This window comes from Desulfosceptrum tomskiensis (assembly GCF_049818055.1).
Taxonomy (GTDB): Bacteria; Bacillota; Desulfotomaculia; order Desulfotomaculales; family JASEER01; genus JBFLVT01.
Window position 1 is genome coordinate 1273023 of record NZ_CP187479.1, and the last position, 13033, is coordinate 1286055.

Genomic DNA, 13033 nt, shown 5'->3' on the forward strand with positions numbered 1-13033 from the left:
CCCGCCTGGGAAGCCATACATACCCCCTGCCTTTCCGCCTCCTGACCCGGGAAATCTTGCTACCCCGGAGGCAGCTTACAAATCCGTAGGAAATTAAGTGATAAACCTGGACCCCAAGTCCAAACCCTGATATAATTAATAATCGATTAACTGACCAATCGCATAGGGAAAGATCGGTTGGCCTGCATGCGCGGGTTTCAAGGCACCAAAAACTACTGGGGTGGGTGGTCACACGACTGCCTGCCCCTTTTGAGTTAAGTCTTAAAGGGCGGGGCGCGCAATCCCGTCCTTTAACTTTGACAATGTAACAATTAAATGTAGGAGGTTTTGCCATGCTCGAACACCAGACTATGGTCGCTACAGCTATCTTCTTAATTACTTACGCCGTGATTGTTTCGGAGAAAATCCACCGTGCAGTGGCCGCCTTTTGCGGCGCGGCCCTCGTAATCGTGGTGGGTATCCTGACCCCCGAGGACGCCGTGCACTTCGTCGACTGGAACACGATCGGACTGCTCGTGGGCATGATGATCGTTGTCGGAATAACCCGTGAAACAGGAGTATTCGAGTTCCTGGCCATCAAGGCTGCCAAAGCGGCGGGGGGACAGCCTCTGGCCATCCTGGCCTCGCTGGCCGCCGTTACGGCTATTCTCTCCGCACTTCTGGACAACGTTACGACGGTGTTGCTGATTGTGCCGGTGACCTTCGCCATCGCCCGCAAGCTCCAGGTTAACCCGATACCCTTCCTGATTACGGAAATCCTGGCTTCAAACATCGGTGGAACGGCCACCCTGATCGGCGACCCACCGAACATCATGATCGGCAGCGCCACGCACCTGGGCTTCCTGGACTTTGTTATCAATCTGACGCCCATCGTCATTCTGGTTCACGTGGTGACCATCTTCATCCTGCAGCTCATCTACCGGAAGCAGTTGCGCGTGCCGGCGGAGGCCCGCCAGCGGATTTTTGAGTTTAATGAGCAGGACGAATTGAAAGACATACCCTTGCTAAAGAAATGCCTGGTCTGTATCGGGCTGATCGTTACCGGATTCCTGCTGCATCAGGCTCTGCACCTCGAGTCGAGCGTAATCGCCCTGGCTGGTGCGTCCCTGCTGCTACTGATCACCCGCAAGGACCCCGAGCATCCGCTAGCCCAAGTGGAGTGGCCCGTGATCTTCTTCTTCATCGGCCTCTTCGTCATCGTCGGAGCCCTTGAACACGTAGGCGTCATCAGTGCTATGGCGGCCTATGCCCTGGAAGCTACCGGCGGAGCCGTGCTTCCTACGGGCCTCTTAATCATGTGGGTGTCGGCAATTGCCTCGTCCTTCGTGGACAACATCCCGTTCGTCGCCACGATGATCCCGATGATCAAGGAGATGGGGGCCCTCGGGGCGATGTCGGCTTACGACATGGACTTTTTCTGGTGGTCGCTGGCCCTCGGCGCCTGCCTGGGCGGCAACGGGACGATTATCGGCGCCTCGGCCAACGTGGTCGTCATCGGCATGGCCGAAAAGAGAGGTACAGTGATCCCCTTCCTGGGCTTTATGAAAGTCGCCTTCCCGTTGATGCTGATGTCGATCGTGATGGCCACCGTGTATATGTACCTGTGGTACGTCCTGCCCACCGTACCCACCATCCTGATCGTTCTCGTTGCGGCAACGCTGGTAGCCGTCCTAATGAGCGCCGCCGGCCGCAGGCTGGTCCGGGCGGAAGCGGACAAGGTCAGGGAGACCGCTTAGCTGACCGTTGCGTCAAAGATTAGAGACCGGGTGCATTCTTACCCGGTCTCTTTTGGTTATGCGTTTTTTTTAAGCAATCACCGACGCGACTCCCGACTTCTAACCTCTAACTTCTAAGACTTCTGAACCCCTGCATCCGGCCTCTGACCTCTCTTTTAGATATCGCGCCGGCTGAAGAGGTACATCGCCAGCCCCAGCGCTCCCGCCGTGTACAGCCCGGCATAGACCAGCATCCAGACGCTGGGTTCGGCATGGGCTCCAAAAGGCCCCATCTCCATCACCGCGTGCAGCGGGTTCTGGATTTGCGACTGCATCAGGACGTAGACTGTCTTGCGGTAGATGGCGTCAACGGGCATGATCAGGCTCGTAATGATCCCGGTTATTTGTAAAGAAGTGCTCTGGACGAGATAGCCGATCTGCTCGATCATCCCCCCGACTACGGCCACGGCGTAAAGGGCGAGGGCGACGACACCGTTGGCCATTGTTGACAGGAAGGTAGTCCCGCAAAGAGTGACGGCCAATAGGATCACGGGCTGGAAGCAGAATAAAACCAGAGCCGCACCTTGTGACGGCAGGTCGACGCCGCCGATGCGCTCGATCACGACCGTTAGGGCTAGAAAGAGCCCGGCCGCATAGACCACCAACATGATTCCGAACCCCACGAACTTGCCCAGGACGATTTTCCACCGCCGGATGGGCCGCGGGACAACGGCAAGCATCGTGCCGTTTTCGATTTCGCTCGAAACGGTGCCGACCGCGGCAAAGACGGCAAGGAAGGATACGATGAAGCTTCCGAAGTACAGCCCCATGGTAAAGATCTGGGAAAAGACCACTTCCTTAAAAGGGTCCATTGTTAACTCGAACTGGCGGCTGAGCATCCTTACCGCGAAACTCAACAGGCCCAAGTAAAGGACGGCGGCCAGGACAGTTACCGGGAGGATACGGCGGCGGTAGGCTTCCTTAAAGGTGATGGCGGCGATCGTCCACACCCTGGCTCACCTCCCGCCGTTCGATCAGTTCCACGAAGAGATCCTCCAGCGACCTCTGGCGCGGGACAAGACTGTAAATACGGCCGCCGTGCGCGGTGATGAGGGCGACCATGCGCGGGATCTGCTCCCTGTCGGCTAGCCGGACACGCAGGCGGTTGCCTTCTACACGGAACAGGGGAGCGATCCCGTTAAGCCCGGCTTCCAGCTCGGGCGTAAGCCCTTCGGCCTGTATTTCCACTTCTATCTGCCCTCCCAGGAGCTGAGCCAGCGAACCGGCCGCGACGATGCGCCCGGCCTTGATGACGGCCACCTCGTCGCAAACCATTTCCACCTCGCTCAAAAGGTGGCTGTTCAAAAACACGGTCTTCCCGGCCTGTTTGAGCTGAAGGATGATCTCCCGGACTTCCCGGCGCCCGATGGGATCGAGCGCCGAGGTGGGTTCGTCAAGAAAGACCAGGTCGGGGTCGGCCAGGATGGCGCAGGCCATCCCGATGCGCTGCTGCATACCCTTGGAATAAGTCCTGATCTTGCCCCTTTCCCTGCCTCTGAGACCTACCATCTCCAGGGCCCGGGCCACCGCCGGACGGCCGGCGTGACGGCCCAAACCGCACAAGGAGGCGTGAAAGCGAAGCAGTTCTTCCCCGGTCAGCCATTCCTGGTAGCGGAACTGCTCGGGCAGAAAGCCGATCCGGCGCCGCGCCGACAGATCCCCGAGAGGTCTCCCCAGCACCTGCGCGGCCCCCGAGGTAGGCTTCAGAAGGCTGACCAGTATCTTCACAAAGGTGCTCTTGCCCGCCCCGTTGGGGCCCAGAAAGCCGAAGATTTGCCCTTCGTTGACCGAAAGGCAAATCTCGCTGCAGCCGACCCCTGCAGGGTATTTCTTTGTCAGGTTGTCAGTCTCAATAACCTTGTTCACGATACATCTCCGCTATTTCAATGTACCGGCCAGGGTTTGACCCTCGGTCAGGCTCAGGTTGTCACCGGCGATAACATAAAGGACGCCGTCTTCGGGCCAGATCAGGCCGGACCAGGACGGACCGCTATCCTCGTCGGCGATGAAAACTCCCTGCCGACCATTCACGCTGACCTCTTGGGAGCTGCCCTGGATGTTGGGAATCAGGACGGTGTGCTGCCAGTCCGTCACCGCGGCAAGCTGGTTCCTGATGCTCGACGGCAGCGCCGGTATGCTTAAGAGGGCGTCGCGCAGGGCAAAGACGTCGGTACCTTCTGGCACAATCAGTTCAGGGCTTCTCCCCTGAGCCACGGCGATCCGGCGGCCGTCAGCCAGATCGTACTCGGCGACGACTACCGTCGGTATGCGCAGGCTGAAATCCTTTCCGTCCAGAAAGTCCGGGAGAAGAGTGGTGCTCCCCGTCAGTTGCAGGAAGGAGTTTACCTTATCGACGTCGAGCGTCAGCGTTACGGTAGACTCGGGAAGCAGCCCGAAAGACGGGTTCTCGTACCCGGCCGCCGCCGGCAGTTTAATTTTGAAGTCAGCGGCCTTGCCAGCCTCTTCCCTGCTGACCTCGCGCAATTCGTGGCTGCCGCTGCAGGTCACGCGGCCGAAGTTCTCGATGTTCACGGTCCCGTTGCCGTTCCTGAAAGCGTCCTCAAGCTGGGCCAGGGTCTCGGGGCTTATGTCGATTACCTGGATACGTTCGACCCGGAAAATGGTCAGCAACTCGGCGGCAAAGCTCCGTACGGGAGCATAGGAAAACGGAAGCGCCAGGGCCAGTACAGTCGCGGCGACAATCGCCGCTGTTTTAAATCTCGTCATTACCTGTCTAACTCCTTTCCCTAGATGTGCTGGTAAAGTCTCGTTCTGGGCAGCCATCCTCGCCCAGGACGCCGCCAGATGTCGGCGTTGAACCCCCGCCTCCGCCAGACAACCGTCTAAAACCTCGTTAACAAAGGATTCGTTGGCCTTAAGCTCTTCAACAGCCATACGGCAGGCGGAACACAGTTCGAGGTGGGAAGCGACAGCCTTGGCTTCCCAGGGGGGCACCTCGCCGTCCAGATACGCCCGTAGTTTCCCCTCCTCAAAACACATCCTCAGTCCCCCCGTTCAAAGCGGTATAACGGCGGCGGAACTTCGCCTCGGCCCGAGTCAAAACGGTGCCCACCGAGTTGATCTTGATACCGATGGCCTCCGCCACCTCCGCATAACTCATGCCGGAGAAGCGCAACAGCAGGCAGAGACGTTCCCGTTCGGAGAGACCGGCCAGGGCCTGCCTGGCCAACGCCAGCCTTTCGCTCCGCAAGACCTGTTCTTCCGCCGACAGGGTTCCGGGCTGCCACCGCCTCCCGGCGGTTTCTTCCCGCTGTGTCCTGCTTCTCCGGCCGCGAAGGTGGTTCAAGGCAAGGTTCGTGGCCACCCGCGACAGCCAGCCGCCCACGTTGACGCGCTGCCTGGGAGGGTTGAGCAGCAAACGGCAGAATGTCTCCTGGGCGATGTCTTCGGCCGCATCAGCGTCGTTCAGGATACATCCGGCCTGGCGGCGCACCCTGGCATAATGCGTTTCAAAGAGCTCTCTGAAGTCGGACGGCACAGCCGGCACATCACCGCCCGTTGGCGCCTGTGAAATCGTCGAGCACCTCCCGGGAAGGTCTCTTCATGCCGTAAACACATGCAACGCATTCTTTATGACAAGCTGATCGGAATTAATCATTGCCCATATAAAGTTAAGACCGAAACCATCGCGGTTTCGGCCCTGACTTCAACCCCCGTTACCTGTCATTTTGCTGCTTCTTGTTTGATCAGCGTTTCCTTGCCGGCTCCGCAGTTCTTGCACTTGCCGGGCTTGCAGCGCCCCTCGTAAACAGCGCCGCAATTGGCGCATTTCCAAACCGCCACTCTTTAACCCCCTATACCAACCGCATCTCGCGCAGGCGCCTGACCCGTTCATCGATCGGCGGGTGGGTGCTGAAAAGCCGCCCGATGGAAGCCGCGCTCAGCGGGTTGACGATAAACAGATGGGAGGTTGCGGGGTTAACGTGCATCGGGACGGCGTGCGCCGCCTGCTCCAGCTTGAGGAGCGCATTGGCCAGCCCGTCGCTCCGGCCCGCAATCCTGGCGCCGTAAGCGTCGGCCCCGAACTCCCGTGAGCGGGAAATCGCCATCTGGATGATCATTGCCGCTATCGGAGCTACAAAGGCCATTACCAGCGCGCCGAGGCCTCCTCCGCCTTCCTCGTCGTCGCTGCGGCCGAACCCAAAGATGGCGCCCCACTGAATGACGTTGGCGATCATCGTGATGGCACCGGCCATAGTCGCCGCAATCGTTCCCACAAGGACGTCACGGTTTTTAATGTGCGCAAGCTCGTGGGCTAGAACCCCTTCCAGTTCGGTCCGGTTGAGTATCCGCAAGAGGCCTTCGGTCACAGCCACGGCCGAGTGATTGGGGTTGCGCCCGGTGGCGAAGGCGTTGGGCTGCGGCGACGGGGTGATGTAGACCCTTGGCATCGGCAGGCCGGCCCTAGTCGCCAGTCCCCTGATGATGTCGTAAAGTTCCGGCGCCTCGGCCTCCGACACCGGGTAGGAGCCGGTCATCTTGATGGCGATCTTGTCGCTGTTGTAGTAGCCAAAAAGGTTCATCGCCAGGGCGATGAACAGGAAAACCAGCGCTCCGCTTGGACCGTTGATAGCCTGGCCGATAAGGACGAGAATCACGGTCAGAAGGGCCATCAGCCCGAATACTTTCATGGTGTTCATGCCTAAACCTCCTTTATCTTGTCTTATACTTTGATACGAAGACTATTCTGCATTATTTCCAGGAAACCGGACTGGTAGAATTTTGCAAGCAACCAGCCGTCTCCTGAAAGACAGGCAGCGGGCTGTCTCCAAAAGCACCTTCTTTGAGCCGGTCCACCCCGCGTCGGTGCCGGCGTATTGCCGATGCTGCCGTTGGAGGACTCGTTCCTGGCCTGAACACACTGCGAAAAGCGCAGAACGTCCCCCTGCCCGGCGAAAGCGAAGGCGTCCTCATATCCCGGCAGGACGGCAAAAAGGCCGAGCACCAGGAGTAAAGTCGCCAATAACCTGAAGACAGGCAACAGCGCCAACAGCATCGGTAACAATCACCCGGGAAAATTATAACACCTCAAGCGCAGAAACTTAAGTGTTTTGCATTGCCCTACACCTTCGCGGCATCATCCTTCTTCGCCGCTTTAGTCGCAACTTTGTTCAAACACCTCAGTCCCATTGACCCTCCCGGTCATCTGCATCACGACAAACAGCGTGATGATGGCCATGATCGTTATCACCAGCCCGGTCTAGCCCTGGAAGAAGAATGTATATGAAAAAAGGACCAGAAACACGAATTGTGAAATGCCTACCTCGATAAAGGCAAACCTTTTGCCGACCACCAGCCGCATATAGGAGACCACCTGGAAAATCGACACCAGGGAACAGATGAGGAAAGCCAGGTGGATGGAAATGTGGTCGGCCAGACAGGCAAGCAACAGGTGAAAGCTAAAGTAGGCGGCGCATACGAACAGATAATTCATCGGGTGAATGTCAATCTTGCGCAACACCGTTATGATGAAAAGGACAAACATAAAGAAGAGCAAGGACACCGGGGCGAAGTAGCTGACGTTAGCCACCCACGGGCCGGGGTTCAGCTTCTGCGGCAGGGCCAGTCCGATCTTGACCCCGGTCAACAGATTGGCATACTGCCAGGTAAGCTGCCAGCCCCTATCCGTTTCTATCTTCTTGGTTGGCGAAATGCTGTCTTTCGTCCTGGTTACTCGTCCGCACTTGCACGGTATTCCCCAGGATTATCCAAGCAATGGACACGCCTACAAAAATTGCGACCAGGGCCAGTATGTGTCTGCCCATCTTCATTAAGCCCCCCTTTGATTAAACCTTCCTAGCCATAAAAACCCGCTCCCCCATCAAATATGACAGCATCTGGCTTCCCAGTAAAACTTAGGCAACCTCTATACCCGGCCCTGTTAACGATACAAGTCCGGCTTGGACCTTGCTTTCTTCGAGCACAGTCCTTAACCGGCCGAGCTCCGGGTTGGTCGCCATCTCGTCGATTTGCCGCCGCAAGACATCAATCTCTTTCTGCAACCTGGCGCGTTCCCTGGCGGCAGCCTCGATCTCGCCGGTCAACTGCTGCGCCCTCTGTATAACAGCGTTACGGTTGATTTCACGAATGTGTCGGTACTGGGTCGATACCAGAAGGCCCAGAACCAGCCCCACCACGGCAAAACCCCAGTAGACTTGGCTTATCTTGCGCCGCGCGCCGGTGAACATGCATCTACCGCCTTGTATGGTATGTTTTCGTTTTGCTCCCGAATTTTGTTCCTATATAATACATGACACTTCAAAGACTGTTTTGGATGACGTAAAATAACCCACCTTTTGTTCGGAAGTAATCGGTGGGCTGTTAATTCTCTAGAACTAATGGCTGGGGCGAAAGTTTTTTGTTTTGAAACCCTGTTATATCCTCATCCGAGCTATACCGCCGTCAGTAGCCAGCCACAGCGACTCGCCGTCCAGCAGCATGTAGTTTACGCCGCCTTTAAGCGGGACTTGACAACCTGTTCGGCGCTAAAGCGCCCGTCGTTAATCCTAAACCTTTCTTCTCTGGACCATAAACGGGTTCCAGTTATCAGGCGGGCAGAGATCCAGGAACAACACAAACCACTTGCTTCCGTCGCTGTCCACGAAAACCTTCTCGATGCGACCCCTGTGCTCCTTGTTGATGTATGGGGTTAGAGCGGCGTACTCGTTAAACGTTCCGTCTTCCACCCGGGAATACACTTTTCCCGATTCCCCGATCACCCACAGGGTGCCGTCGAGGTCGACGGCCATCGACCTGATCGCCTCGGGTGTCGCTGCAAATTCCGCGCTCCCTGAAGCGGTCAGGTGGATCAACCTGCCGTCGTAGAGCCACTTCGAGCCGTCAGGCGCCGGGACAGCCTGGCACCCCCGGTTTTCCCGCCGTTCCCCGACCAACCGGAAGTCGGTCTCCTCGCCGGAAAAGCCTGACCAATCCGGCGCCCGTCAAAAACCATTTCGTCCCGTCGGGCGTCGTTTCCGCCAGGCTGACCCGGTTATCCGGCAGGTTGCTGTTAAAGGTGGTGTACTGGACCATCTCCCGGAGACTGGCGCGGTCGAGGCAGCATGATTTCTTCATTTAAAAACTCCCTATTGTTCTTCCTAAATTAAAGGGGTTTCTCCCTGCATAATCTTTGATCAGTGCCGCTCTTTTTTCGTTAAGTCGCTCTTTCTTACCGCGAAGACTTTCAGTACATAAATCCTTGCACACCACATTTTCTGACAGGCTGATCCTACCCTGCGCCCATCGTTTCTTCAGACGCCTTAAAAAAATAGACCGCATAGCCTATCTGTTTTTTCCCATTTCTGCCTACTATTGTAACGTATAACACTTAAAAACCGCTTTGTCCACGAAAACCACCCGCTTAAAGCGATTTCTCCCGCAAATTATTAGTCTGTGATTACTTAGATACCGTTCACTATGTTTAACTGTTATTAGAGCAGGTCCTTGGACCTTTCGTCCCCAAGCCGTTGCCCCGGAGTTTCTTAACCCATACAATAAAAGCAAATAAGACACCCGCAGTGTTACTGGCGGCAAGAGGTGGAATTAACCACCGGGGAACACTGTGGAGAAACGCCGACCGCCTGGGCAGGGATATTTCACCTGTTCCAGGCGTTGTTTTATATACAGGATCTCGCCGGCAGGAGGGATTAACGTTGACTGTTCACCGCGTCCGAACTATATGCCCCTACTGCGGAGTAGGTTGCGGACTATACTTCCTGGTTGATCAAGGGCGTATTGTCGGAGTGGAGCCTGATCCGGAACACCCGGTAAGTCAAGGCGAACTCTGCCTTAAAGGCTACTATGGCTATAACCATGTCAGCGACCCGCGCCGGCTGCAAACCCCCCTTATCCGGAAAGACGGGACGCTGGTCCCTACGACGTGGGGCGAGGCTTTGGATTTTATCGCGGACCATTTGAACAGGGTGCGCCAGCAAGATCCGGATGCCTTTGCCCTTATCGCTTCAGCTAAGGGCACTAATGAAGATAACTTCGCAGCACAGAAATTTGCCAGGGTAGTCATGGGTACCAACAATGTTGACTGTTGCGCCCGCCTTTGACACGCCCCAACCGTCGCCGGTCTGGCGACCGCGATGGGAAGCGCAGCAGCAACAAATACAATTCCAGAGATTGGTACAACCGCTGAGACCATTTTTATTATTGGTTCAAATACTTCCAAGTGTCACCCGTTAGTAGCCTTACACGTTATCAAGGCCCGAAAGCGGGGGGCAAAGCTGATTGTGGCCGATCCAAGGCATACCGAGATGGCTGCTCGAGCAGACATCTGGCTGCGGGTGCCGGTAGGACAGAACATTCCTCTTGTGAATGGCATGATGCACATTCTGATCCGCGATGGCCTAATTAATACCGTTCGCGTTAATCAGATGGCCACCGGCTTCGATGTCCTTGCGGCCAGCCTAGCTGAGTGGACACCAGAACGGGTGGAAATGATGACCGGCATACCACAGGCAGATCTGCAGGCTGCCGCTCACTTATACGGGAATGCACCAACAGCGGCGATCCTTTACTGCATGGGTGTCACCCAGTTTGCCCACGGGACAGCCGCCGTGCTGGACCTGGCCAACCTGGCGATTATCACCGGTCATCTTGGCAGGCCCGGATCCGGCGTCTTTCCTTTACGAGGGCAGAACAACATTCAGGGCACGGGTGACATGGGCTGCCTGCCGGACTTCCTGCCCGGATACATGCATGTTAGCAGGTCTCAAGACCAAACGCGTTTTAAACATGTTTGGGGAGTAAAGCCCCCATCGAAACCCGGCATCAGAACTACCGAGATCAGTGAAGCCATTATGCAAGGGAAAATCCGGGCCCTTTACGTCTTTGGCGCCAATCCCGTGTTAAGCGAGCCGGATTCGGGATACCTGAGGAAGGCATTGGAGCGGCTCGATCTTTTAGTCGTTCAGGACATCTTTCTAACAGAAACGGCCCGCCTCGCCAAGGTTGTGCTCCCTGCCGCCTGCGCCGCTGAAAAAGACGGTACCTTCACTAATACCGAACGCAGGGTTCAGCGCGTACGGATGGCCGTACCGCCCCCCGGAGACGCCAGGCCCGATTGGTGGATCTTCAGCGAACTTGCCCGGAAAATGGGTTCTTCAGCTCTTTCCTACCGTTCACCGGAGGAAATCTGGGGGGAGATGCGTCTTTTGATACCCGAAAAGTTCGGCGGGGTTTCTTACAAGAGGCTTGACGACAGCTCCGGTCTTCTCTGGCCCTGTCCTGACGAGACGCACCCGGGAACCGCTGTCCTGTACTCTAACAATGTTTTTATAACCCCGTCAGGAAAGGCGCAGTTAAGACCTGTTCCTCTTGACCCGGAGCAAACGTCTGTCGGTATTGTCGAAAAGCCCGATAAAAACTACCCGCTTGTACTGACCACCGGCCGCCGCGTTTATCACTATCACACCGGCACGATTACGCGCAAGGAGTGGGTATTGAACCAAATGGGACCGGAAGAATTGGTGGAAATTAACCCTGAAGACAGCCGCCGCAGAGGGATTCGCAACGGCGACCTAGTCCGCGTTTCCACACGCCGTGGCTCAATAAATGCCAGGGCTTGGGTAACCGACCGGGTCCCACCTGGAATTATTTTCATGACGTTTCACTTTTGGGAAGCACCTGTCAATGAACTGACCAGTCGGGTGCGGGACCCTGTTTGTGGAATACCCGAACTAAAGGCGTCTGCAGCTAATATTGAAAGAATATCGTCAGTGGAGGCTCAGATGATGCGCCGCCAGAAGAAAGAACGGTATATGGTCAACCTTGAGGCTCTGGTTAAGCGGCAAGAGTAAAGGAAAGTGGGGTGAGGTTCGTGCGCAGGCAATTTATCATCCCGGACAAGGCAAAATGTCTGGGGTGTTACACCTGTTTGGCCGCCTGTACATTAGTCCATAAAGAAGCGGGCGCAGTGCCGTACCCGCGCATGTTTCTCACTCCGACAGCGCAGGGCAGCGTTCCATTGCAATGCCGCCAGTGCGATCAGGCTCCCTGTATGGAGGTCTGCCCGGTGTATGCCATTGAAGTGCAGGGCGCGGCCGTTGTACTGAACGAGAAGAAATGCGTGGGCTGCGGGATCTGCATCCTGGCCTGTCCCATCGGTTGCATCGAAATCCAGGCCGTCCGCCAGGCGGCTGCCACAGGCGTAGTTCTGGCAACCTCGGTCCTTCTCCCCCTCATTCTTAGTGAACAGGATGAAAAGAAAATGAGGAAGGTTGCTGTGAAATGCGACCTGTGTTACTTCCGGCCCGAGGGTCCGGCCTGCGTAAAAGTCTGCCCGACAAAAGCTCTAACACTGGTAAATGAGGAAGACATCCGCCTCTTAAACCTGCAGCGACGCCAGGCCTACGCAAGTTTGATCGGGTCTTAGGCGACCACAAGCAAGATAGGAGGATGCCCAAATGGCAGCAGGAAATTCCCCCGTTGTCAACCGTCTTCAGGCCCGGCCTCAGCCAGTTTTCCGCCAAACCCTCTGTATCGCCTGCGGCGCCTGCGCTGCGGCATGCCGGGCGGGCGCTCTGGCTATGAGACCGGATTTGGAGAAAGCCAGGGTCATCTGGCGTTTTGTCCCCGAAGCCTGCATGGGGTGCGGGCGGTGTACCCGTTACTGTCCCACGGGAGCTATTACCATCGCTCCCCCTGAAGATGAATTAAGGCCGTTTAAGGCCGTTAAGGAAACCAGCTTCCCCCTGCAGAAATGTTCGTGTTGCGGCCACCACTACGCCTCGGCGCTTGAAATCGCCCACCTGGCAACCTTGGTGCCGGATACTTTTTTGAACAATTGTACCGCCTGCAGGCGTTTAAGAGCCGCACGTTCTTTGTCCCTGGCATGTTTCTAAAACCTTCCGACATCACAACTAAGATTACGGGGCTGTGGCTAAAAGCCACAGCCCCGTTTATGTTCATCGCAACCTTAAGGAAAGACTATCGCCACGGGCCAAGGAATTTCGCGGCGGTTCCCGTAGCCATGATAAGGATCCCGTTGCAATTACCGTTATGCATGGGACAGATGCTCAAGCTGATGCCTACTGCGGTGTCTCCCCCCAGGTCCCGGGCCTTTTCCGCCAACATTTCCAAAACACTTTCCCTGCCTTTTTCCAGCACCCGGATAGGATCAGCAGCGGGGTCATCCGTTGCATCCAGTTGGCAATACTCCTGCGCCCCCACGATACCCAGAAGTTGAAGTGTTTTTCCAGGAACACCTGGCGTTGTCGTTAAAAGCATAT

At 56.5% G+C, this 13033-nt stretch carries 16 protein-coding genes, 1 pseudogene and 1 riboswitch; of the genes and pseudogenes, 5 read left to right on the forward strand and 12 right to left on the reverse strand.

Features of this window, described 5'->3' with window-relative positions; translation table 11 throughout:
• Positions 1-332 precede the first annotated feature (332 nt).
• Positions 333-1736: an SLC13 family permease gene (locus ACPV0M_RS06505; RefSeq protein WP_425619870.1), complete on the forward strand. Its 1404-nt coding sequence runs from the start codon at positions 333-335 to the stop codon at positions 1734-1736.
• A 155-nt stretch (positions 1737-1891) separates the two neighbouring features.
• Here ACPV0M_RS06505 and ACPV0M_RS06510 read toward each other — a convergent pair whose 3' ends face one another.
• From ACPV0M_RS06510 to ACPV0M_RS06560, 11 genes are all read right to left on the reverse strand, one after another.
• Complete coding sequence (locus ACPV0M_RS06510) at positions 1892-2725, reverse strand: ABC transporter permease (RefSeq protein ID WP_425619871.1); 834 nt, start codon at positions 2723-2725, stop codon at positions 1892-1894.
• On the reverse strand, positions 2697-3641 hold the full coding sequence (locus tag ACPV0M_RS06515) for an ABC transporter ATP-binding protein (RefSeq protein WP_425619872.1): 945 nt from the start codon (positions 3639-3641) through the stop codon (positions 2697-2699). The genes ACPV0M_RS06510 and ACPV0M_RS06515 overlap by 29 nt, the downstream gene beginning before the upstream one ends.
• Before the next feature lie 12 nt (positions 3642-3653).
• Entirely contained in the window at positions 3654-4775 is a 1122-nt protein-coding gene (locus ACPV0M_RS06520; RefSeq protein ID WP_425619873.1) for an anti-sigma factor family protein, read from the reverse strand.
• On the reverse strand, positions 4765-5283 hold the full coding sequence (locus tag ACPV0M_RS06525) for an RNA polymerase sigma factor SigX (RefSeq protein ID WP_425619874.1): 519 nt from the start codon (positions 5281-5283) through the stop codon (positions 4765-4767). The genes ACPV0M_RS06520 and ACPV0M_RS06525 overlap by 11 nt, the downstream gene beginning before the upstream one ends.
• Positions 5284-5459: 176 nt before the next feature.
• A complete protein-coding gene (locus tag ACPV0M_RS06530) occupies positions 5460-5579 on the reverse strand; it encodes an RCKP-type rubredoxin-like domain-containing protein (RefSeq protein ID WP_425619875.1) in 120 nt (39 codons plus the stop codon).
• A gap of 11 nt (positions 5580-5590) precedes the next feature.
• On the reverse strand, positions 5591-6436 hold the full coding sequence (locus ACPV0M_RS06535; RefSeq protein ID WP_425619876.1) for a zinc metalloprotease HtpX: 846 nt from the start codon (positions 6434-6436) through the stop codon (positions 5591-5593).
• 23 nt (positions 6437-6459) lie between these two features.
• A complete protein-coding gene (locus tag ACPV0M_RS06540) occupies positions 6460-6792 on the reverse strand; it encodes a hypothetical protein (protein WP_425619877.1) in 333 nt (110 codons plus the stop codon).
• A 204-nt stretch (positions 6793-6996) separates the two neighbouring features.
• Positions 6997-7383 (reverse strand): inner membrane CreD family protein, encoded by a 387-nt coding sequence (locus ACPV0M_RS06545; protein WP_425619878.1) that lies wholly within the window; start codon positions 7381-7383, stop codon positions 6997-6999.
• Between the two features lie 268 nt (positions 7384-7651).
• Positions 7652-7984 (reverse strand): hypothetical protein, encoded by a 333-nt coding sequence (locus ACPV0M_RS06550; protein ID WP_425619879.1) that lies wholly within the window; start codon positions 7982-7984, stop codon positions 7652-7654.
• Positions 7985-8302: 318 nt separating this feature from the next.
• Entirely contained in the window at positions 8303-8689 is a 387-nt protein-coding gene (locus ACPV0M_RS06555) for a hypothetical protein (RefSeq protein WP_425619880.1), read from the reverse strand.
• Positions 8637-8870 (reverse strand): hypothetical protein, encoded by a 234-nt coding sequence (locus ACPV0M_RS06560; protein ID WP_425619881.1) that lies wholly within the window; start codon positions 8868-8870, stop codon positions 8637-8639. Before ACPV0M_RS06560 ends, ACPV0M_RS06555 begins: the two co-directional genes overlap by 53 nt.
• A 435-nt stretch (positions 8871-9305) precedes the next feature.
• A riboswitch (ZMP/ZTP riboswitch) is annotated at positions 9306-9389 on the forward strand.
• Between the two features lie 59 nt (positions 9390-9448).
• On the opposite strand from ACPV0M_RS06560, the pseudogene ACPV0M_RS06565 reads away from it, so the two are divergent.
• From ACPV0M_RS06565 to ACPV0M_RS06580, 4 genes and pseudogenes are all read left to right on the forward strand, one after another.
• Positions 9449-9556 (forward strand): annotated as a pseudogene (locus ACPV0M_RS06565) (hypothetical protein); the annotation flags it as partial.
• On the forward strand, positions 9539-11602 hold the full coding sequence (gene fdhF / locus ACPV0M_RS06570) for a formate dehydrogenase subunit alpha (RefSeq protein ID WP_425622148.1): 2064 nt from the start codon (positions 9539-9541) through the stop codon (positions 11600-11602). The pseudogene ACPV0M_RS06565 and the gene fdhF, both read left to right, overlap by 18 nt.
• A gap of 215 nt (positions 11603-11817) precedes the next feature.
• Positions 11818-12177 (forward strand): 4Fe-4S dicluster domain-containing protein, encoded by a 360-nt coding sequence (locus ACPV0M_RS06575; protein WP_425619882.1) that lies wholly within the window; start codon positions 11818-11820, stop codon positions 12175-12177.
• A 31-nt stretch (positions 12178-12208) separates the two neighbouring features.
• A complete protein-coding gene (locus tag ACPV0M_RS06580) occupies positions 12209-12646 on the forward strand; it encodes a 4Fe-4S binding protein (protein ID WP_425619883.1) in 438 nt (145 codons plus the stop codon).
• Positions 12647-12731: 85 nt separating this feature from the next.
• Here ACPV0M_RS06580 and ACPV0M_RS06585 read toward each other — a convergent pair whose 3' ends face one another.
• Entirely contained in the window at positions 12732-13031 is a 300-nt protein-coding gene (locus tag ACPV0M_RS06585) for a heavy metal-binding domain-containing protein (RefSeq protein ID WP_425619884.1), read from the reverse strand.
• Between the last annotated feature and the right edge of the window lie 2 nt (positions 13032-13033).

Bases quoted from the DNA above. Each gene is read 5' to 3' on its own strand.
- ACPV0M_RS06505 (WP_425619870.1), top strand. From the start codon at position 333: ATGCTCGAACACCAGACTATGGTCGCTACAGCTATCTTCTTAATTACT.
- ACPV0M_RS06520 (WP_425619873.1), bottom strand. From the start codon at position 4,775: ATGTGTTTTGAGGAGGGGAAACTACGGGCGTATCTGGACGGCGAGGTG.
- ACPV0M_RS06535 (WP_425619876.1), bottom strand. From the start codon at position 6,436: ATGAACACCATGAAAGTATTCGGGCTGATGGCCCTTCTGACCGTGATT.
- ACPV0M_RS06540 (WP_425619877.1), bottom strand. From the start codon at position 6,792: ATGCTGTTGGCGCTGTTGCCTGTCTTCAGGTTATTGGCGACTTTACTC.
- ACPV0M_RS06550 (WP_425619879.1), bottom strand. From the start codon at position 7,984: ATGTTCACCGGCGCGCGGCGCAAGATAAGCCAAGTCTACTGGGGTTTT.
- ACPV0M_RS06560 (WP_425619881.1), bottom strand. From the start codon at position 8,870: ATGAAGAAATCATGCTGCCTCGACCGCGCCAGTCTCCGGGAGATGGTC.
- ACPV0M_RS06580 (WP_425619883.1), top strand. From the start codon at position 12,209: ATGGCAGCAGGAAATTCCCCCGTTGTCAACCGTCTTCAGGCCCGGCCT.
- ACPV0M_RS06585 (WP_425619884.1), bottom strand. From the start codon at position 13,031: ATGCTTTTAACGACAACGCCAGGTGTTCCTGGAAAAACACTTCAACTT.